This window comes from Streptomyces sp. NPDC049597 (assembly GCF_040675505.1).
GTDB lineage: Bacteria > Actinomycetota > Actinomycetes > Streptomycetales > Streptomycetaceae > Streptomyces.
The window spans coordinates 21,806-40,660 of the sequence record NZ_JBFAOY010000041.1; the positions used below are offsets into that span (position 1 = coordinate 21,806).

At 69.3% G+C, this 18,855-nt stretch carries 16 protein-coding genes and 3 pseudogenes; 13 read left to right on the forward strand and 6 right to left on the reverse strand.

Going from position 1 to position 18,855, the window contains the following annotated elements; all coding sequences use genetic code 11:
• Positions 1–447: 447 nt before the first annotated feature.
• From AB0K02_RS30360 to AB0K02_RS30375, 4 genes are all read right to left on the reverse strand, one after another.
• Positions 448–1,194, reverse strand: a complete 747-nt coding sequence (locus tag AB0K02_RS30360; RefSeq protein WP_365995779.1) for an NAD(P)H-binding protein — start codon at positions 1,192–1,194, stop codon at positions 448–450.
• Between the two features lie 118 nt (positions 1,195–1,312).
• A complete protein-coding gene (locus tag AB0K02_RS30365; protein WP_365995780.1) occupies positions 1,313–2,212 on the reverse strand; it encodes an RNA polymerase sigma-70 factor in 900 nt (299 codons plus the stop codon).
• The gene (locus tag AB0K02_RS30370) at positions 2,209–2,751 is read right to left on the reverse strand and encodes a hypothetical protein (RefSeq protein WP_365995781.1); all 543 of its coding nucleotides are present in this window, start codon (positions 2,749–2,751) and stop codon (positions 2,209–2,211) included. Before AB0K02_RS30370 ends, AB0K02_RS30365 begins: the two co-directional genes overlap by 4 nt.
• A gap of 582 nt (positions 2,752–3,333) precedes the next feature.
• Complete coding sequence (locus AB0K02_RS30375) at positions 3,334–3,681, reverse strand: VOC family protein (protein WP_365995782.1); 348 nt, start codon at positions 3,679–3,681, stop codon at positions 3,334–3,336.
• 582 nt (positions 3,682–4,263) lie between these two features.
• On the opposite strand from AB0K02_RS30375, the pseudogene AB0K02_RS30380 reads away from it, so the two are divergent.
• From AB0K02_RS30380 to AB0K02_RS30440, 13 genes and pseudogenes are all read left to right on the forward strand, one after another.
• Positions 4,264–4,832: pseudogene (locus AB0K02_RS30380) on the forward strand (winged helix-turn-helix domain-containing protein).
• Positions 4,833–4,845: 13 nt separating this feature from the next.
• Complete coding sequence (locus tag AB0K02_RS30385) at positions 4,846–6,081, forward strand: acyl-CoA dehydrogenase family protein (protein ID WP_365995783.1); 1,236 nt, start codon at positions 4,846–4,848, stop codon at positions 6,079–6,081.
• 588 nt (positions 6,082–6,669) lie between these two features.
• Positions 6,670–7,716 (forward strand): ABC transporter substrate-binding protein, encoded by a 1,047-nt coding sequence (locus AB0K02_RS30390; protein ID WP_365995785.1) that lies wholly within the window; start codon positions 6,670–6,672, stop codon positions 7,714–7,716.
• Positions 7,717–7,720: 4 nt separating this feature from the next.
• Positions 7,721–8,569 (forward strand): ABC transporter ATP-binding protein, encoded by an 849-nt coding sequence (locus tag AB0K02_RS30395; protein ID WP_365995786.1) that lies wholly within the window; start codon positions 7,721–7,723, stop codon positions 8,567–8,569.
• Positions 8,566–9,522, forward strand: coding sequence for an ABC transporter permease subunit (locus AB0K02_RS30400; RefSeq protein ID WP_365995787.1), 957 nt, complete (start codon positions 8,566–8,568; stop codon positions 9,520–9,522). The genes AB0K02_RS30395 and AB0K02_RS30400 overlap by 4 nt, the downstream gene beginning before the upstream one ends.
• A gap of 83 nt (positions 9,523–9,605) precedes the next feature.
• Entirely contained in the window at positions 9,606–10,961 is a 1,356-nt protein-coding gene (locus AB0K02_RS30405) for an LLM class flavin-dependent oxidoreductase (protein WP_365995788.1), read from the forward strand.
• The gene (locus AB0K02_RS30410; RefSeq protein ID WP_365995789.1) at positions 10,958–12,580 is read left to right on the forward strand and encodes an FAD-binding protein; all 1,623 of its coding nucleotides are present in this window, start codon (positions 10,958–10,960) and stop codon (positions 12,578–12,580) included. Before AB0K02_RS30405 ends, AB0K02_RS30410 begins: the two co-directional genes overlap by 4 nt.
• Entirely contained in the window at positions 12,577–12,945 is a 369-nt protein-coding gene (locus tag AB0K02_RS30415) for a ferredoxin family protein (RefSeq protein WP_365995790.1), read from the forward strand. Before AB0K02_RS30410 ends, AB0K02_RS30415 begins: the two co-directional genes overlap by 4 nt.
• Positions 12,946–12,999: 54 nt before the next feature.
• On the forward strand, positions 13,000–13,899 hold the full coding sequence (locus tag AB0K02_RS30420; RefSeq protein WP_365995791.1) for a TauD/TfdA family dioxygenase: 900 nt from the start codon (positions 13,000–13,002) through the stop codon (positions 13,897–13,899).
• Positions 13,900–13,990: 91 nt separating this feature from the next.
• Positions 13,991–14,449, forward strand: coding sequence for an Rrf2 family transcriptional regulator (locus AB0K02_RS30425; protein ID WP_365995792.1), 459 nt, complete (start codon positions 13,991–13,993; stop codon positions 14,447–14,449).
• 480 nt (positions 14,450–14,929) lie between these two features.
• Positions 14,930–16,036 (forward strand): aliphatic sulfonate ABC transporter substrate-binding protein, encoded by a 1,107-nt coding sequence (locus AB0K02_RS30430; protein WP_365995793.1) that lies wholly within the window; start codon positions 14,930–14,932, stop codon positions 16,034–16,036.
• 40 nt (positions 16,037–16,076) lie between these two features.
• Positions 16,077–16,874, forward strand: coding sequence for an ABC transporter ATP-binding protein (locus AB0K02_RS30435; protein ID WP_365995794.1), 798 nt, complete (start codon positions 16,077–16,079; stop codon positions 16,872–16,874).
• Positions 16,861–17,784 (forward strand): ABC transporter permease, encoded by a 924-nt coding sequence (locus AB0K02_RS30440; RefSeq protein ID WP_365995795.1) that lies wholly within the window; start codon positions 16,861–16,863, stop codon positions 17,782–17,784. The genes AB0K02_RS30435 and AB0K02_RS30440 overlap by 14 nt, the downstream gene beginning before the upstream one ends.
• Before the next feature lie 140 nt (positions 17,785–17,924).
• On the opposite strand, the pseudogene AB0K02_RS30445 reads toward AB0K02_RS30440, so the two are convergent.
• Positions 17,925–18,313: pseudogene (locus AB0K02_RS30445) on the reverse strand (rhodanese-like domain-containing protein).
• Positions 18,310–18,854 (reverse strand): annotated as a pseudogene (locus tag AB0K02_RS30450) (cysteine dioxygenase). Before AB0K02_RS30450 ends, AB0K02_RS30445 begins: the two co-directional pseudogenes overlap by 4 nt.
• Between the last annotated feature and the right edge of the window lies 1 nt (position 18,855).

The following is an 18,855-nucleotide window of genomic DNA, read 5'->3' on the forward strand; positions in this document are numbered from 1 at the left end:
ACGGCAGCTCTGGTCGTTGATGGCGGTTTGAGTGCTTCCTCGCTGGCGAGCGTCAGGAGGTTCTTCGCGTCGTTCGTGTCGCCCAGCACCTCCTCGCGAACGACCATCCCCACCCGCATCATGGTGGGCGCGGGCCACCGTGGAGTCCACACTGACCAGCGACATATCCACCTGCCCCTGCCGCGCCGCTTTCACGGGCTGCCGGTGCGGAACCGCCAGATGGCCCCCTCGAACTGCTGCCGCAACCGCTCTGGGTTCGGGCCGAACCTGCCTATCGACAAGGATGGCTCGATCAACTCCCGTTTGTCATCAGTAAGTTCCGCACGCGCCACGCTGGCGTTCTACCAGACCGGCCAGCGACCCCGAAGCCGGATCTCATGTTGGGGGCTCCCCCCAGCTCGTGGGGGCATGCCCTCACGCCGCCCGGTACGCGCCCCCATCCAGGCGTCAGCCTCGCGCAGGAAAACGTCCCGCCAGGAACTGCTCGAACGTGACCTTACCCACGGCCCGCTCCGGTGTCAGATGCCCGCCCGCCCGGAACCCGCGGTAGGCCTTGCCGGGCAGGCGCACGTTCAGCACGGGACGGCGTCGTCCGCTTGCGCGCTGATAGGCCCGGGCCAACTCCGCAAACGTACGGACCTCGGGGCCGCCCATGTCCGGCACCCGCCCCGCGGGTGCCCCGGTTGCCAGCTCGGCCAGGTGGGCGGCGACCTCCGCCACCTCGATCGGCTGGTCGGCGACCTGCGCCGGGAGCAGCATGACCGGCAGCTTCGCCGAGCCCTGGAGGAACTGCAGCACCAGGTCGTGGAACTGCGTCGTGCGCAGCACGGTCCAGCCGAGCCCCGACTCCTCGATCAGCCTTTCGACGGCAAGCTTGGTCCGGTAGTAGCCAAGCGGCACCCGGTCGACGCCGACGATCGAGATGTACGCCAGATGCCGTACCCCGGCGCGGCGGGCCGCCTCGATCAGATGGCGTGCCGCCTGCTCGTCGCCGCCGCGCGGGTTGGTCGCGCAGTGCACGACCGTGTCTACGCCCGCGACGGCCGCGGCCAGCCCGGTGCCCTCACGCAGGTCCACGGCGTACGGCCGGGAGTGCCGGCTCAGCACGCTCACCTCGTGCCCGTCCGCATGCAGCCGCTCGGTGAGGCGCCGGCCGAGCGTTCCGGTGCCGCCCGTCACCAGGATCGTGGTCATCGCAGTTGTCGTCCCTTCGGTGGGCGGGCGCTCCCCGGTGGAGCGCCCGTCACCCGCTGGGAACCGACGAGCATCCAAAGATGTGACAGCCTCCTCGTGTCTGCACTCGCACGCGGGCTCACGCCCCGGGAGCCATGGCGGCGAACTGGCGGCCCGCGAAGATGAGTTTGTCCGGGTTGACGACGACCTGCACTTGGGCGATGACGCCCTCGCGCAGTTCGAAGGAGGCGACGGCGATGAGCTGCTCCGCCGCGTGCGCCACCAGCGCCGGCGCCCCGTTGACCTCGGCGACCGCGAGGTCCAAGCCGCCTTCGAACCGCTGCGCGCCGCCCACCAGGAAGCGTATGACCGTCTCCCGGCCGACGAGGGGCCGCCGGGCCGCGGTGACCTTGCCGCCGCCGTCGCTCCACCAGGTGACGTCCTCGGCGAGCAGCTTCTCCAGGCCTGCCAGATCGCCCTCACGTGCCGCTGCAATGAAGGACTCCACGAGTTCGCGCTGCTGCTCGGCTGCCGGTGTGAAGCGAGCCTCGGGCGTCGCCACCCGCTGGACGGCCCTGCGGTACAGCTGGCGGCAGTTGGCCTCGCTCAGGTCAAGCACCCCGGCGATCTCCCGATGACCGTAGCCGAATGCCTCGCGCAGCACATAGACCGCACGCTCCGTCGGCGTGAGCCGCTCCAACAGCACCAGCAGCGCCGTCGACACGGCATCGCGCTGCTCGGCCGACTCCATCGGGCCGAGCGACCCGTCCTGCGTGAACACCGGTTCCGGCAACCACGGCCCCACGTACTGCTCGCGCTGCACACGGGCCGAGGTGATCCGGTTGAGACAGAGGTTGGTGACGACCCTGGCGAGCCAGGCCCCCGGGTGATCGATCACCACACGGTCGGCGCTGCTCCAGCGCAGATATGCGTCCTGCACCGCATCCTCCGCCTCCTCGGCGGAACCGAGCAACCGGTAGGCCAGGCCGAACATCCTGGGGCGGTGGGCAGTGAACTCCTCGGCGATCCCTGACGTCACGTGCCCAGCCTGCCAGAGGCGCGGGAGCATCCGGGATCCGGCAGTTGCCCCGGATGACACATCGGCCCACTTCGATGCGGTGCCCTTGCGGCGGTCTCGCCGCCATGCCTTGCGAACCCGCTCTGGGGTATCGGCGGCGGCGCGGACGGTGCCGGAGACGCGCGGGATGCGGTTCTGAGCGTCTGCCAGGAACTCATCGCGCTACCCGGCAGACCGGCCGCGAACGCCTCCCGTACAGCCGTGTGGTCAGTTCCGCTGACGGACACCGTGACGGTCCACTCGCCCTGTACACGGAAGATGCGCGTGGCCTCCTCCCACACAGCCGGCTGGAAGGCCGCACCCTCGGCATCGATGACGGCCAGAGGCTCCCAGCGCATCTCGCTCACCACTCGCTCGTACGCCTCCTCGCTGGCCGTCCGGCGCGCCTCCGCCACCGCTGCGCGCCACCAGCTCTCCACGGAGACGTACAGGCGCGCGACGTCGGCCCGAGGCTCGGCCGTCGCGATCTCGGCGAGCAGCGGGGCGACTTCCTGGTTCACACGGGCCTCTGCCCACCCGCTCCCAGGGCTGTCCGGCTCCGGCGTAGTGCGCCGCCCGGCCCACGGGGCGGATCGTCTCCGGCAGGTGCGTGATGCTGCCGGACCCGGCGATACGGGCCGACAGGGCCAGGAAGCTGACCAACTGACTGACGGTCTCGGCGGTGCGCGCGCTCACCACGGTGCCCTCTCGAGGTGGTGTTCTCGGCGCGGCGAGGGTGCCACTCCCCCGCCGCAAGGGGCCGGAGCAGCCGGGACGGCTGCTCCGGCAGTAGGGACTCAGGTCGTGTCCGAAGGGTCCGGAATCACGTGGGCGTCAACGAAGTGGTGCGACGATGCCACGTCTGACCGAGGGCAAAACACGTCGCGAGATCATCCGCTGCCTCAAGCGCTACGTCGCACGAGAGATCTACCGACTCATCGTCCCAGCCAACCCTCCGGTTGAGCAGACAGAACCCGCCGGAGTCGCTGCTTGACATCCATAGGGGCATCAAACTCGCGGTCAGGGGGCGACCGTGCTCATCGCGGCCATCAACGAGTGGCTGTGACCAGCACTTTCACCAGCGGTGCTGGAGGGCGAGGCCGTCAGCGGTGGCCCAGCACATTGACCACCCGTCCGCTGGGATCGCGGACGAAGAACCGCCGCACGCCCCACTCCTCATCCTGCAAGGGGTGCACGATCTCCGCACCGCTCTCCCGCATGACCGCATAAGCCGCATCCACGTCGTCCACCTCGACGCTCATGTCGGGGGTGACAGGCGCGGTCCTGTCACTGGTCATGACGCTGATCTGCGCTGCCGGGATGGACGGGGAGGCGAGCGTCATGATCCAGCCGTGGTTCATAACCTCCTCGAAGCCCAGCAGGCCATAGAACTCCCGGCTCTCCTGCGCCGCCTCCGACTGGATGTTGGGCACGACACGGCGAACGGTCATCGACGCCTCCACGTGAGAACAAACGTGTCTGTCTCCCCAGCAGTACTACGCCACGTCCACCGCCGCACACCTGGCCTTGTTCACGAGAACCGGTTCTGGCTCACCTTCCGTGCAGCGGCCACCTTGTGTGACGGCCAAGTGTCGGTGGGGAGTGCGCGAAGTCGCCCGAAAATGAGCTGTGGTCAGGGTACCCCTGAAGCCTTTGGGAGACAGCCGATGGCCGCGCTGCGCGTCCGGCTGTGCAGGGCGACGGCGCCCGACGCCCGCCCGGCAATCGACGGTGGCCGGTGAGCCCACCCGCGGTGTTGCGTTCCCTACTTTTCCCATGGATTTACTAGGAAAGCATTGACGGCCCACCCAGCGGGTGCGCAGGATGATGCACATGGCCCACACGCAGCAGCGACTCGTTCGTCGTCGGCATGTCGACTTTGGTCACGTCGTCAGCGCCGCCTGCTGTCGCGCGTAGAGGGCACGCCACTCACAGTTGGGCGTGCCACTCCGCTCCTTCTCTCTCATCCCAGGTGATCAGGCAGAGCCACCGGTGCGCCTGATGGCCCGACGCACTCCTGAAGGACGACCGCCATGACCACGGCACTTCCGGCCCAGGCCACTCCATTGAATTCGCCACTCCCTGACATGCGCCATCTCCGCCTCGTGGGCGACACCGCGCAGTTCGGCGACGAGGGAAACGGTTCCGCTCCCCTCGTCGGCTACCTCGTGCTCGTCCCTGAGGGGACCGATCCCGCCCAGCTCTTCGCGAAGGACGTGACACGACCGGAGATCCGGCCGATCGCCTATACGGACGCACCTCCCGTGCAGCAGACGGGGGGCGGTGTGGTGCGCATCGATCCCACGCGGCATGCCGCAGAGCTGGACGGACGCGAACTCGACCTCACCTACCTGGAGTTCGGGCTGCTGGCCCATCTCGTTCTACATCCCCACCAGGTGCATCGCGCGAGCAGTTGATGGCCGGCATCTGGGGCTACGACCACATCGGCGACGGCCGCACCGTGGATGTCCACATCGCGCGGCTACGGCGCAAGCTGGGCACCGCCCACCGGCACCGGATCGTCACCGTACGGCGCGTGGGCTACAAGTACGTGCCGGACCAGCAAGAGGGCCCCAACGCCGCACCTGGCCGCCGACCTTGAGGAGACAGCCGCCATGGGCGTTGCCACTGCGCCGTCCGGAGCCGCCTCGGATTCCGACCGGATCGGGCCCGGTCGTGCGCACTGGCTGCGCGTGGCCCGTGAAACGGCGGACGACCTGGCCACGGACGCGGTGGCCAGGGAGCAGGCAGGCAAGGCCCCGTTCGACGAGGTGTCCGGGCTTCGTGAGGCGGGACTGCTGACGCTCCTCATACCGGCTGAGCTCGGGGGAGGCGGCGCGGCCTGGCCCACGGCCTACGCCGTCGTCCGGGAGGTCGCCGCCGCCGACGGCGCGATCGGTCAAGTGCTCGGCTGTCACTACTTCCTGTCGTGGAGCGCCCGGTTGTTCGCCGAGCCCGTCCTCGCCGCTCAGGTCGAGAGGGAGTCCGCGGCGGAGCAGTGGTGCTGGGGTGGTGGTCTCGCCCGTCAGGAACTGCCTCTGACGCTGGCCAGGAAAGGCAGTGGCTATGTGCTCGACGGTCGGCAGAGCTACGCCACGGGGGTTCTGGTCGCCGACCGCCTCGCCGTGCGGGCCGAGCGGGCCGACACCGGCGAACCACTCGCGGTCGTCGTCGATTCCGTCCGTCACGGCGTGAGGATCGACGGCGACACCGACACCTTCGGCCAGCGGCTCGCGGCCGGCGGGAGCGTGGAGTTCGACGCCGTACCGGTCGCCGCCCACGACGTACTCGGCTCCCTGTCCGCGGACGAGGACGTGCTGTCACCCCTGGCTGCTCTGGCATCGCCGGTCGGACGTCTTCTCTCGGTCCAGCTCCTTCTCGGCATGGCTGAGGGGGTGCTCGCCGAAGCCCGTGAGTACAGCAGGGCGGGCCACTCACCCTGGCACCCGGACTGGCCGGCCGGCTCCCCCCAGGACCCACAGGTGCTGACCGCCTACGGAGAACTCACTGTCCTCGCCCGCTCCGCGTCCGCGCTCGCCGATCAGGCAGTGGATGCCGTGAACGGCGGGCTGGCACGAGGCGAAGACCTCACCTATGACGAGTACGCGGAGATCTCCGTCCTCGTGGCCATGGCCGAAGCCGCCGCTTCCAGGGCAGCGCAGGAGTCCACCGCCCGCGCCCTCGACATCGTCGGCGCCCGCTCCGCGTCCTCGCGGCTGGGCTTCGACCGCTTCTGGCGCAACGCCCGAACTCACACCTTGTACGAGCCCGTCGCCCATCGGCTCCGCGACGTCGGGGACTACTTCCTCACCGGTGCGCACCCTCCATTTGTCCTGCCTGTCCGACCTTGAGGACCCGGAGCTCCGGATCTGCGACAAGGCGCCCGCCCCACCTCCTCCAAGAACGAATTGGCTCGATATCTCACGGCCGAACGGGGCGTGATCGGGATTCGCCACGCAACCTGACATCCAGGCAAATGTGAACGCCACACTTCACTTGCATGTCAGGCAGTTCAGGATATGAGACATACGCGCACGCGACGTTGACCTGGCCGGATTTCGCTGCAACTCTCTTTGCTGTGAGCAACTTCGAGAATCTCGCCGCGCGCCTGCACGTCGATCTGCGACGTCAGGCCAGCGCCATCTGTGCCGTCGGCCACTGAACCCGCTGACGAGCGCTGCTCTCTCCCGCTCCTTTTCGAAGTCGGCCGCTACGACCATGCCCCTGCTGTCGTAGACCACTGATTTCTCGCAGGCGTTCTGACGGAGGCCTCCTTCCTCATTCGGTTTCCGCCTTGCCGCGCTCAGCTGCCGAGCATCCCTTTCGCTGGGGGCTTCTTCATGCCAAAGAACCCCCTGCAGGCGTCGATTCTCGCCATCTCGGGCAGCGCGTCACGCCGATCCCACGTCAGTCCCCATTCGTTTGAACAGGACCTTTCCATGGCCACTACGGCATCGACCCGACGCCAGTTCCTCTCTCTGCTCGGACTTTCGGCGGTGGCCGTGAGCTGCGGCACCACCGCAACCGGAGCCACCTCCGGCAAGGGACAGACCAAGACGCTCCGGTACCAAGGCTGGGCGGGTCAGGTCACGTTGCCGGAACTTGCCGAGGATCTCGGCTATCTGGAGGACGTGAAACTGAAGTGGGTCGGCAACACCATCAGCGGGCCACAGGACATCCAGTCCGCGGCCACGGGCCAGATCGACTTCGGCGGCGCCTTCAACGGCGCAGTTGTCAAACTGGCCGCGAACAACGCCCCCATCAAGGCCGTCATCAGCTACTACGGCTCCGACAAGTACGCGTACAACGGCTTCTACGTCCTCAAGGACAGCCCCATCCGTTCGGCCCGCGACCTGATCGGCAAGAAGGTCGGGATGAACACCCTCGGAGCCCACTCCGAGGCCATGCTCGACATCTATCTGCAGCGAGGCGGTCTCTCCCGGGCGGAGATCGGCAAGGTCGAACCCCTCGTAGTGCCTCCGGTCAACACGGAGCAGTCACTGCGTCAGAAGCAGATCGACGTGGCCGTGCTCGGCGGCATTCTGCGCGACAAGGCCCTGGCAACCGGGGGCATCCGTCCGCTGTTCACAGACCATGAACTGCTCGGCTCGTTCAGCGCCGGCACATACGTGATGACGGACCGCTTCCTGAAGCAGAACCCCGACACGGCCCGGATCTTCGTCACCGCCGTGGGGCGGGCCATCGAGTGGTCCCGTTCCACTCCGCGCGAAGAGGTCATCGCCCGGATGACGGACATCGTGGAGAAGCGCGGCCGCAACGAGGAGACCGCACCACTGAAGTACTGGCGGTCCTACGGCGTCGCCGAAACGGCGGGCCGGATCACCGGCAAGGAACTCCAGTTGTGGATCGACTGGCTGATCGAGCGCGGTGACGTCCAGAAGGGCCAGGTCACGTTGTCGGACCTCTACACCAACGAGTTCAACGGCAACCAGAAGTCCTCCACCGCTGCGAAGAGCTGGAGCTGATCCCATGCCGGAATCCACCACGGAACCCCTCACACCCAAGATCGTGTTCGAGAACGTTCGGAAGGACTTCACCGTCAAGGACCGCACGGGGGCTCGACGGACAAGCCGGTTCACCGCCCTCGACGGCATCGATCTGGAGATAGCGGCCGGTGAGTTCATCGTCCTGGTCGGCCCCAGCGGCTGCGGGAAGTCGACGCTGCTGGACCTGCTCGGCGGTCTCACCCGACCCACCGGCGGACGCATCCTGCTGGACGGCGAACCCGTCACCGGCCCCGGCCTGGACCGGGGCGTCGTGTTCCAGCAGTACGCGCTGCTGCCGTGGCGCACGGCCCAGGGCAATGTCGAGTTCGGCCTTGAGGCCGTCGGCGTCCCACGGCGCCAGCGTGCCTCACAGGCCCGGGAGTTCCTGGACCTGGTCGGTCTGTCCGGGTTCGAGGAGCGCCATCCGCATGAGCTGTCGGGCGGGATGCGGCAGCGGGTGGCGATCGCCCGCAGCCTCGCCTACGACCCCGATGTGCTCCTGATGGACGAACCGTTCGCCGCGCTGGACGCCCAGACCCGGGAGTCCCTGCAGGACGAACTGCTGCGCATCTGGCAGCGCACCGGCAAGACCGTCGTCTTCATCACGCACGGCATCGACGAGGCCGTCTACCTGGGACAGCGCGTCGCCGTCATGACATCGAGGCCGGGCCGCATCAAGCAGATCGTGCCGGTCACCTTCGACTCCCGAACGGCGACGGACGACCTCCGCTCCAGTCCCGAGTTCGCACGACACCGGCACGAGATCTGGTCGCTGCTGCACGACGAGGTGGCCAGGGCCCAGCAGTTGGAGAAGGAGGAGGCTTCCGTATGAGCCCCATGACCGGCACGGCCACCGAGAAGACCACGGCGCCGGACTCGGTGAGCGCCGCCGAGCCCGTGCCCGTCCCCGGACCTTCCTCCGCCAAGTCCGCAGTGTCCGCGCCACATGACGCATCGCCGTCGAGAGTGCGCCAAGTCCCCTCCACGGCGGCTTGGGTCCGCCGGGCCGTCCGCCGACTGCCGCACCTGCTGGTCAAGGGGGCGATCAAGTCCGCGGCGATCGTGGCGCTGCTGCTGCTGTGGGAGACCGCACCCCGGCTCGGCCTGGTCGACCGGATCTTCCTGCCACCGTTCAGCGAGGTCGCCCGCGCCTGGTGGAGGCTGGCCACCGACGGTCAGCTCGCCGACAACGCACGCGCCAGCCTGGTCCGCTCGTTCAGCGGATTCGGACTCGCGGTGGCCGTCGCCGTGCCGGTCGGCCTGCTGATCGGCTGGTACCGGCCGGTCGCCGACCTCCTCGGACCGCTCCTTGAGGTGTTCCGCAACACCGCCGCCCTGGCCCTGCTGCCGGTGTTCGTACTGCTGCTGGGCATCGGCGAGACCTCGAAGATCTCCATCGTGGTGTACGCGTGCACCTGGCCGATCCTGCTCAACACCATCAGCGCGGTCCGCAACGTCGACCCGACCCTGCTGAAGCTGGCGAAGTCGATGGACCTGTCCGCGCCCCGGCTGTTCCAGAAGGTCATCCTGCCCTCCTCGGTGCCGGTGATGTTCACCGGCATCCGGCTGGCGGGAGCGGTGTCCATCCTTGTGCTGGTCGCCGCAGAGATGATCGGCGCCAAGGCGGGCCTCGGCTATCTGATCAACGCCTCGCAGTACAACTTCGCGATCCCGCAGATGTACGCGGGCATCATCACGATCTCCGCCATCGGCGTGGCCTTCAACCAGTTCCTGGTGGTCGTGGAGCGGCGGCTCAGCTCCTGGCGCGTGCCAGTCGGCGGCTGACCCGGCCGCCTTCTCGTCCCACCGTCCTCCCCGATCTCTTGCTTCTCCCCCATCGTCTCGCTGCCCCTGATCCGAGGAACCTCATGACCGCGACCAGACCCCGCCGGCTCCACCTCAACGCCTTCCTGATGAACGCGGGCCACCACGACGCCGCCTGGCGCCACCCCCGTACCCAACCCGAACGGGTCACCGAACTGCGCTACTTCCAGCAGCTCGCGCAGACCGCCGAGCGCGGCCTGCTCGACTCGGTCTTCCTCGCCGACGGCCTCGCCCTGTGGGGCAAGGTCCGGCACAACGCGCTCGGCGGCTTCGAACCGCTCACCCTGCTGTCCGCGCTGGCAGCGGTCACCGAACACGTCGGCCTGATCGCCACCGTGTCCACCACCTTCAACGAGCCCTTTCACACCGCCCGCAAGTTCGCCTCCCTGGACCACATCAGCGGCGGCCGGGCCGGCTGGAACATCGTCAGCTCCGGCACCGTGAACGAGGCCCGCAACTTCGGGCGGGACGAGCACCTGGAGCACCGGCTGCGCTACGAGCGGGCACGGGAGTTCGTCGAGGTCGCCACCAAGCTGTGGGACAGCTGGGAGGACGACGCGATCCTGCTCGACCGTGAACGCGGCGTCTACGCCGACACCGGCAAGGTGCGGGAGATCAACCACCGCGGGGAGCATTTCGGCGTGCAGGGTCCGCTGAACGTACCGCGCGCCCCTCAGGGATACCCCCTGCTGGTGCAGGCCGGTTCGTCGGAGGACGGCAAGGAGTTCGCCGCCCAGTACGCCGAGGCCGTTTTCACCGCCCAGCAGACCCTCGCCGACGGCCAAGCCTTCTACAAGGACCTCAAGTCGCGGCTCGCCCGCTACGGCCGAGCCGAGGACGAGCTGCTGGTACTGCCCGGCATCGCCCCCGTCATCGGCTCGACCGAGGCCGAAGCCCGCGCGCTGGAGCAGCAGTTGACGGATCTCCAGGTACCCGAGTACGGACTCGCCCAGCTCTCCGGGATGCTCGGCACCGACCTGACCGGGCTGCCGCTGGACGGACCGCTCCCGGAACTGCCCGATGAGCGGGACATCAACGGCAACAAGAGCCGCTTCACGCTCGTCGCCGAACTCGCCCGCCGCGACGGCCTCACCCTGCGCGAACTCATCACCCGCCTCGGCGCCGGCCGCGGCCACCGCGTCTTCACCGGCACCCCCGAACAGATAGCCGACCAGCTCGAGGAGTGGTTCACCCAAGGCGCCGCCGACGGCTTCAACATCATGCCGCCCCATCTACCGGGCGGCCTGGAGGACTTCGTCGACCACGTCATCCCGATCCTGCAGCATCGCGGCCTCTTCCGCACCGAGTACACCGGCCGCACCCTGCGAGAGCACTACGGCCTGGCCCGCCCCGCCAACCGGCTGGCCGCGGCAGCAGCAGCAGAAAGCCGGCCCGCATGACCGGGCTGGAGCTCACCACGGACGTCCTGGTGGTCGGCGGCGGCCCCGCCGCCGCCTGGGCCGCGCTCAACGCGGCCCAGGACGGGGCGGACGTCGTCCTCGCCGACAAGGGCTACTGCGGCACCAGCGGCGCCACCGCCTCCGCCGGCACCGGCGTCTGGTACGTCCGCCCCGAGCCCGCCGCGCGGGAGGCCGCCATGGCGAGCAGGGAGGCACTGGGCGGATTCCTGGCCGACCGACGCTGGATGACCCGGGTGCTGGACCAGACGTACGCGGGCATGAACGAGCTTGCGGCGGCCGGACGCTACCCCTTCCCCACAGGGCCGGACGGAAAGCAGCTCAGGAACGGCCTGCAGGGACCGGAGTACATGCGCAGGATGCGCATCCGCGTCCAGCGGGCCGGGGCCCGGATCCTCGACCACAGCCCGGTCACCGAACTGCTCACCGACCCCTCCGGAGCGGTCGCCGGGGCCAGGGGCCACCAGCGGCAGGCCGGGCAGCCCTACCGGGTGCGCGCGGGGGCGGTCGTCCTGGCCACCGGCGGCTGCGCGTTCCTCAGCGGCGCGCTCGGCTGCAACGTCAACACCGGCGACGGCGCACTGTTCGCCGCCGAGGTGGGCGCGGAACTGTCCGGGATGGAGTTCTCCAACGCGTACGGCATCGCGCCCGAGGACACCTCCGTCACCAAGACCGCGTTCTACTCCTTCGCGACCTTCTACCGCGAGGACGGCACAGTCCTGGAGGGTGCGGCCAGCCAGGGCGGCCGGTCCGTCATCGCGCGTGCGCTGCTCAGCGAGAGGGTCTACTGCCGCCTCGACCGGGCGGACGCGGCTGCCCGGCAGTCGATGCGGCTGGCCCAGCCGAACTTCTTCCTCACCTTCGACCGGCTCGGCATCGACCCCTTCACCCAGCGCTTCGCCGTCACACTCCTCGCCGAGGGGACCGTGCGCGGCACCGGCGGCATCCGCATCACCGGCGACGACTGCTCCACCACCGTCCCCGGGCTGTACGCGGCCGGGGACGCGGCGACACGTGAGCTGATCTGCGGCGGCTTCACCGGCGGGGGCAGCCACAACGCCGCCTGGGCCATCTCCTCCGGCACCTGGGCCGGCCGGGGCGCGGCCCGCCACGCCCGCTCACTCGGCGCCCACGCCGGTACGAGACATCTGGTGGCCGTCGGCGGCGCCGGGCTCCGGCCCACCGGGACGCCGGGTCCGGCCGACGGCTTCCGCGAGGTCGTCACCGCGGTCCAGGGCGAGGTGTTGCCGTACGAGAAGAACTACCTGCGCCGCGGCGACCGGCTCGCCGCAGCGCTGGAGGTGCTCGACAGCCTCTGGAAGGAGTCGCGCGCCTCACTGCACGCCGGGGGCGGAGACACCGTACGGGCCCGGCAGGCTGCGGCGATGACGGCGCACGCCCGCTGGATGTACGCCTCGGCTCTCGCGCGCACCGAGACCCGAGGCATGGCCAAACGCCTCGACTTCCCGGCGCAGGATCCCGGGCAGCACCACCGCATCGTGACGGGCGGTCTCGACCAGGTGTGGACCCGCACCGAGCCCCTGACCACGGCGCCCACCGCATCGACGGCACCGGCCGCGCCTCTGGAGGTGGCCTCGTGATCGAACTGGTCTCGGCGGAACGCTGCATCACCTGCGACAAGTGCATCAAGGTCTGCCCGACCAACGTCTTCGACCGCGGCGAGGACGGCATCCCCGTGCTCGCCCGCCGCGACGACTGCCAGACCTGCTTCCAGTGCGAGGCCAACTGCCCGGCCGACGCGCTCTACGTCGCACCCTTGACCCGCCCACTGGCCGACGACCCCGGCACCCGGGACGAGGAGCACCTGGACCGTGCCGGCCTGCTCGGCAGCTACCGCCGGCACATCGGCTGGGGACGAGGCCGCACCCCCGGCGCCCTGCGGGCCGTCGGCCCTTCCCTCGGACCGCCGGGGTCGAAGGGAACCTCCCTGCCCATCACCTCCTGATGATCCGGCTGATCACCTCTCCCGCTGATCACCTCCTGAAGGGAACACCCGCACATGACCACCAGCACCGGCTTCGACATCCGCAGGATCGGCGGCCGTATCGGCGCCGAGATCCTCGGCGTGGATCTCTCCACCGACCTCGACCCCGCCGTCGTCACCGAGATCAACTCCGCGCTCCTGGAACACAAGGCGCTCGTCTTCCGCGACCAGAACCTCGACGACGCGGGCCAGCTCCGCTTCGCCTCCCTCTTCGGTGACCTCACCACCGCGCACCCCACCGTCCCCTCCGTCGACGGCCAGCCCCAGATCCTGCCCGTCGACGGCGACGAGGGCATCCGCGCCAACCACTGGCACACGGACGTCACCTTCGTCCGTACGCCCCCGAAGGCGTCCACGCTGCGCAGCATCGTGGTCCCGCCCTACGGCGGCAACACCCTCATCGCCGACGCGTCCGCCGCCTACCGGGATCTCCCCGAGCCGCTGCGCGAGCTGGCGGACAAACTGTGGGCGGTACACACCAACGACTACGACTACGCCGCGCCGAAGAACGAGAAGGCGGCCGAGCACCGCAGGCGGTTCGTCTCCCAGAAGTACCGCACCGCCCACCCAGTCGTCCGTGTCCATCCCGAGACCGGGGAGCGGGGGCTGTTCATCGGAGGCTTCGCCCAGAGCATCGTCGGCCTCGGCCCCTCCGACTCCCGGGACCTGCTGCGCATCTTCCAGTCGTATGTCACCCGCCCCGAGAACATCGTGCGCGTGGCCTGGACGCCGGGCGACCTCGTCCTGTTCGACAACCGCATCACTCAGCACTACGCCCCCGACGACTACGGCGACCTGCCGCGCCTGCTGCACCGGGTGACCGTCGCGGGCGACGTCCCCGCCGGGGTCGACGGAACCCTCAGCCACGTCATCGAGGGCGACGACGCCGCCCACTACACGCCCACCGCGGCCTGAGCACCTGGGCCGCCGGGCAGGGGACGCCCGCCCCCGCCCGGCGGCCCCCCTGCAGCGGACACCGACGGAAGCCGTACGGGATAATGCACACATGCGGATCTCAGCCAGGGCGGACTACGCGGTACGTGCCGCGCTGCAGCTCGCCGCGTCACGGGATGACGGGCCACTGAAGGCCGAGGCCATCGCCGATGCCCAGGACATCCCGCACAAATTCCTCGAAAGCATCCTGAACGACATGCGCCGGGGCGGTCTCGTGCTCAGCCAGCGCGGTGGCAACGGTGGCTACCGGCTGGCCAAGCCCGCCGAGTCCATCAGCATCGCCGACGTCATCCGCGTCGTGGACGGACCACTGGTCTCGGTACGCGGGGTACGCCCCCCGGAGCTGTCCTACACCGGCCCCGCCGAGTCACTGCTCCCCCTGTGGATCGCGTTGCGGTCCAACGTGCGAGAGATCCTCGAGGGCGTGTCGCTCGCCGACGTCGCGTCGGCCAAACTGCCCGCCGATGTATCTGCGTTGACGAACGCGCCCAGCGCCTGGGTAAATCCCTGACACGCTGAGCCAGTCACCACCGATCCCAAAAAGCGAGATAGCGGCGTCCGCCATGCGAAACACCCCTTGGGGTCGACGCCGCCTTCTGCCACGATCCCTAGCAACCAGGTAGGAAAACTAGGAATGGGGGTGGCCATGAGAACGCTCGACCGCACGAGCCGGATGCTGCCCCTTCTGACCTCGCGCCGTCACATCGACCTGGGCCTTACGTCCAGTGCCATCTGTCGGCCCTTCTGACGCCACAGGTCCTGGCTCTCTCCGAACCAGCGCTTCCCCCCGCCTCCGCTCCGTTTCCGCCGGCGCTCCGTTTCCGCCGGCGGATCGGACGCAGTCGGCTGACAGCGCCCCCGCGTTCCACGTCTCAGCCCGCGACAGCATGCGTGCCGTCGGCCGAGGAGTGGAGTGCCGATGCGCGCCGGCAAGCAGTACGCCTCGCAGTTCCGTACCTCCGTGATCACCATCCCCTGAGAGGACACCTCCGTGTCTGCCGCAAGATCGCTCACCGCCCTGCGCACCCTCGCCGTCACAGCCACGCTCCCCCTCCTGCTCACCGCCTGCGGCTACGGGTCCGAGTCCACCGACGACGGCAAGCAGACCGAGGTCGCGGCGGACGCCGAGAAGCTTTCCGCCGACGAAGTCAGGATCGGCTACTTCCCCAACCTCACGCATGCCACCGCTCTGGTGGGAGTGCAGGAGGGTCTGCTCCAGAAGGAGCTCGGCGGCACCACGATCAAGGCGTCCACCTTCAACGCCGGCCCCTCCGAGATCGAGGCACTGAACGCCGGCTCCATCGACATCGGCTGGATCGGCCCCTCCCCCGCCATCAACGGCTACACCAAGTCGAACGGCACGAACCTGCGCATCATCAGCGGTTCCGCCTCGGGGGGCGTGAAGCTGGTCGTCAACCCGGACAGGATCAAGTCTCTGGACGACGTCAAGGGCAAGAAGATCGCCACCCCTCAGTTGGGCAACACCCAGGACGTCGCGTTCCTCAACTGGATCGCGGAGCAGGGTTGGAACGTCGACGCCCAGAGCGGCAAGGGCGACGTCTCAGTGGTCCGCACGGACAACAAGGTGACCCCGGACGCCTACAAGTCCGGCTCCGTCGACGGTGCCTGGGTGCCGGAGCCGACAGCGTCCAAGCTGGTCGCGGAGGGCGCGAGGGTACTGCTCGACGAGTCGGCCCTGTGGCCCGACAAGAAGTTCGTGATCACGAACATCATCGTGTCGCAGAAGTTCCTCAAGGAGCACCCGGACGTCGTCGAGGCCGTGCTGCGCGGCTCGGTGAAGACCAACGAGTGGATCAACGCCAATCCGGAGCAGGCCAAGGCGTCCGCGAACGCGGCCCTCAAGAAGGAGTCCGGCAAGGCGCTGCCCCCCGAGGTCATCGACCCGGCCTGGAAGTCCATCACCTTCCTCGACGACCCGCTGGCCGCCACCCTCAGCACCCAGGCGGAGCACGCGGTGAAGGCCGGTCTGCTGGAGAAGCCCGATCTGAAGGGCATCTACGACCTCGCACCGCTCAACAAGGTCCTCAAGGCCGAGGGCAAGGACGCGGTCGACGACGCCGGTCTGGGCGCCGAGTAACGACGACCCGGACCCGATGAGTTCCCAGGAGGTGACGGCCATGGCCACCACGACCGTCAAGGCTGCCGGTGACGCCACGGCCGTGACCCACGCCGCCCGTATCGAGCACGTCTCGAAGTACTTCCCCGCACCGGGCGCGCCCGGGGGGCAGCAGCTCGTGCTGGACGACATCACGCTCGATGTCGCACCGGGCGAGTTCGTCACCCTCCTGGGGGCCTCCGGCTGCGGCAAGTCCACCCTGCTCAACCTGGTCGCGGGACTGGACAGGCCATCTGCCGGCTCCATCGCCACGGACGGCCGGCCCGCCCTGATGTTCCAGGAGCACGCGCTGTTCCCGTGGTTGACCGCGGGCAAGAACATCGAGCTCGCGCTGAAACTGCGCGGGGTGGCCAAGCCGGAGCGGCGGCAGGAGGCGGAGCGGCTGCTGGAGCTCGTACGGCTGCAGGGCGCGTACCGCAAGCGGGTGCACGAACTGTCGGGCGGTATGCGGCAGCGCGTCGCGCTGGCCCGTGCGCTGGCCCAGGACAGCCGACTGCTGCTGATGGACGAGCCGTTCGCCGCGCTGGACGCCATCACCCGTGATGTACTGCACGACGAGCTGACCCGCATCTGGTACGAGACAGGAATGTCAGTGCTGTTCGTGACGCACAACGTGCGGGAGGCGGTGAAGCTTGCGCAGCGGGTGGTCCTGCTGTCCTCGCGGCCGGGGCGGATCGCCCGGGAGTGGACCGTCGGCATCCCGCAACCGCGCCGCATCGAGGACAGCGCGGTCGCCGGGCTTTCCGTCGGGATCACCGAAGAACTGCGCAAGGAGATCCGCCGCCATGGCCAGCACTGACACCGGCGTCGACGACAGGAAGGACGGCTCGTCGGCAGCCGGGGAGCCCCAGGACACACAGGATCTGGCGGGGCTGGAGGCCGGGCTCGACGCGCTGGACTCGGTACAGACCGGCCGTACGCCACTGCACGAGACGCTGACACGTAAAGTACTGCCGCCCGTCACCGCCGTCGCACTGGTGCTGGTGCTCTGGCAGCTGCTGGTGTGGGCCGACGTCGCCCCCGACTACAAGCTGCCGTCGCCGTCCGCGGTATGGGACGAGGTCAACGCCGCCTGGCGGCAGGGCACCCTTCTCGACTACATCTGGACATCCGTCTCGCGCGGCCTGCTCGGCTTCCTGATGGCACTGGCCATCGGCACGCCGCTCGGCCTGCTGGTCGCCCGGGTGAAGTTCGTCCGGGCGGCCGTCGGCCCCATCCTGTCCGGTCTGCAGTCGCTGCCGTCGGTGGCCTGGGTGCCGCCTGCCGTGATCTGGCTGGGCCTGAACGACTCGATGATGTACGCCGTGATCCTGCTCGGCGCGGTCCCCTCCATCGCCAACGGGCTCGTCGCCGGCATCGACCAGATCCCGCCGCTGTTCCTGCGCGCCGGGCGGACGCTGGGCGCGACCGGACTGCGCGGGGCGTGGCACATCGTGATGCCGGGGGCGCTTCCCGGCTATCTGGCAGGGCTGAAGCAGGGCTGGGCGTTCTCCTGGCGGTCGCTGATGGCCGCCGAGATCATCGCCTCCTCGCCGGATCTGGGCGTCGGGCTCGGGCAGTTGCTGGAGAACGGGCGGAACAACGCCAGCATGTCGCAGGTGTTCCTGGCCATCTTCCTGATCCTCGTCGTCGGTATCGCCATCGATCTGCTGATCTTCAGCCCGCTGGAACGGCGGGTGCTGCGCAGTCGAGGACTGCTCACCCGCTGAAAGCAGGGATCGCGCTCGGCACACGATGCCCGCCCGATCCCGCCGCACACCGGCTCACAGCACCGGCTCCGCAGAGGCGTCGCCCCACAGCGGAGCCGGTGCTGCCGTGCGCGGAGGGGACGGCCCCACCCGCACGGGTCCTACGGTGCGCTGACGGGCAGGCCCGCCGCACGCCATGCCTGAAAGCCACCGGCCACGTCGGTCGCGCGGTGCAGCCCCAGCTGGTGCAGCGATGCGGCGGCCAGGCTCGAGGCGTAGCCCTCGTTGCAGATCACCACGATCCGCAGATCGTGGCCCATGGCCTGCGGGACACGGTGGGAGCTCTGCGGATCCAGACGCCACTCCAGTTCGTTGCGTTCGATCACAAGGGCGCCGGGAATCAGCCCGTCGCGCCGCGCAGTTCGGCCTACCGGATGTCGACCGGCATTGCCCCGTCGGCAGCCGCCGCGTACGCCCCCTGCGGGCCGACGCGGTCGAGCCTGGCGCGGATCCGCGCCAGGTGCTCATCGATGGACGGCTTGTCGCTCACCGACAGTCCTCCGGCCTCTCGACCTGTTCGAGCCAGAGCACCGCACCGGTACGGCTGAGGCGGCGCATCAGCGGCAACGGCGGGTAGTGGGCGTGAACGGAGACGGCGTGTTCGGTGTGGGACTCGTTGAGCACTTCGTGCACGTGGTGGTGGCCGAAGGCCCTGCCCTCACCGGGCGGCAACTTCCGTCGGCGGTCGACGCCTTCGGCCGGCTCCAGGGACCTCCACCCCTCGGCGGGAAGGCGCACCGCGAGCGAGTTCTCCGTCAGTTCGCCTGCGCCGTGGCGAAGGCACCGATGGACTCGGCGTGGTCGTGCCAGCCGGTGCCCGCGCCGGGCGGCCAGCTGATGGGCCAGGCCTCACTGCCACCCGGTCCCTGGATGCGTACCCAGGTACGGCCTTCGGCGTCGAGCGGGAGCGCGGCGATGAGGTCGGCGTCCGCGGCGGTACGACGGACGAATTCGAGCAGCTGCGCAGGGGTGGGGCCCGAGAAGTCGGCAGACGTCCGTGTGGGTGAGGGAGCCTGAACGGACGCAGGAATG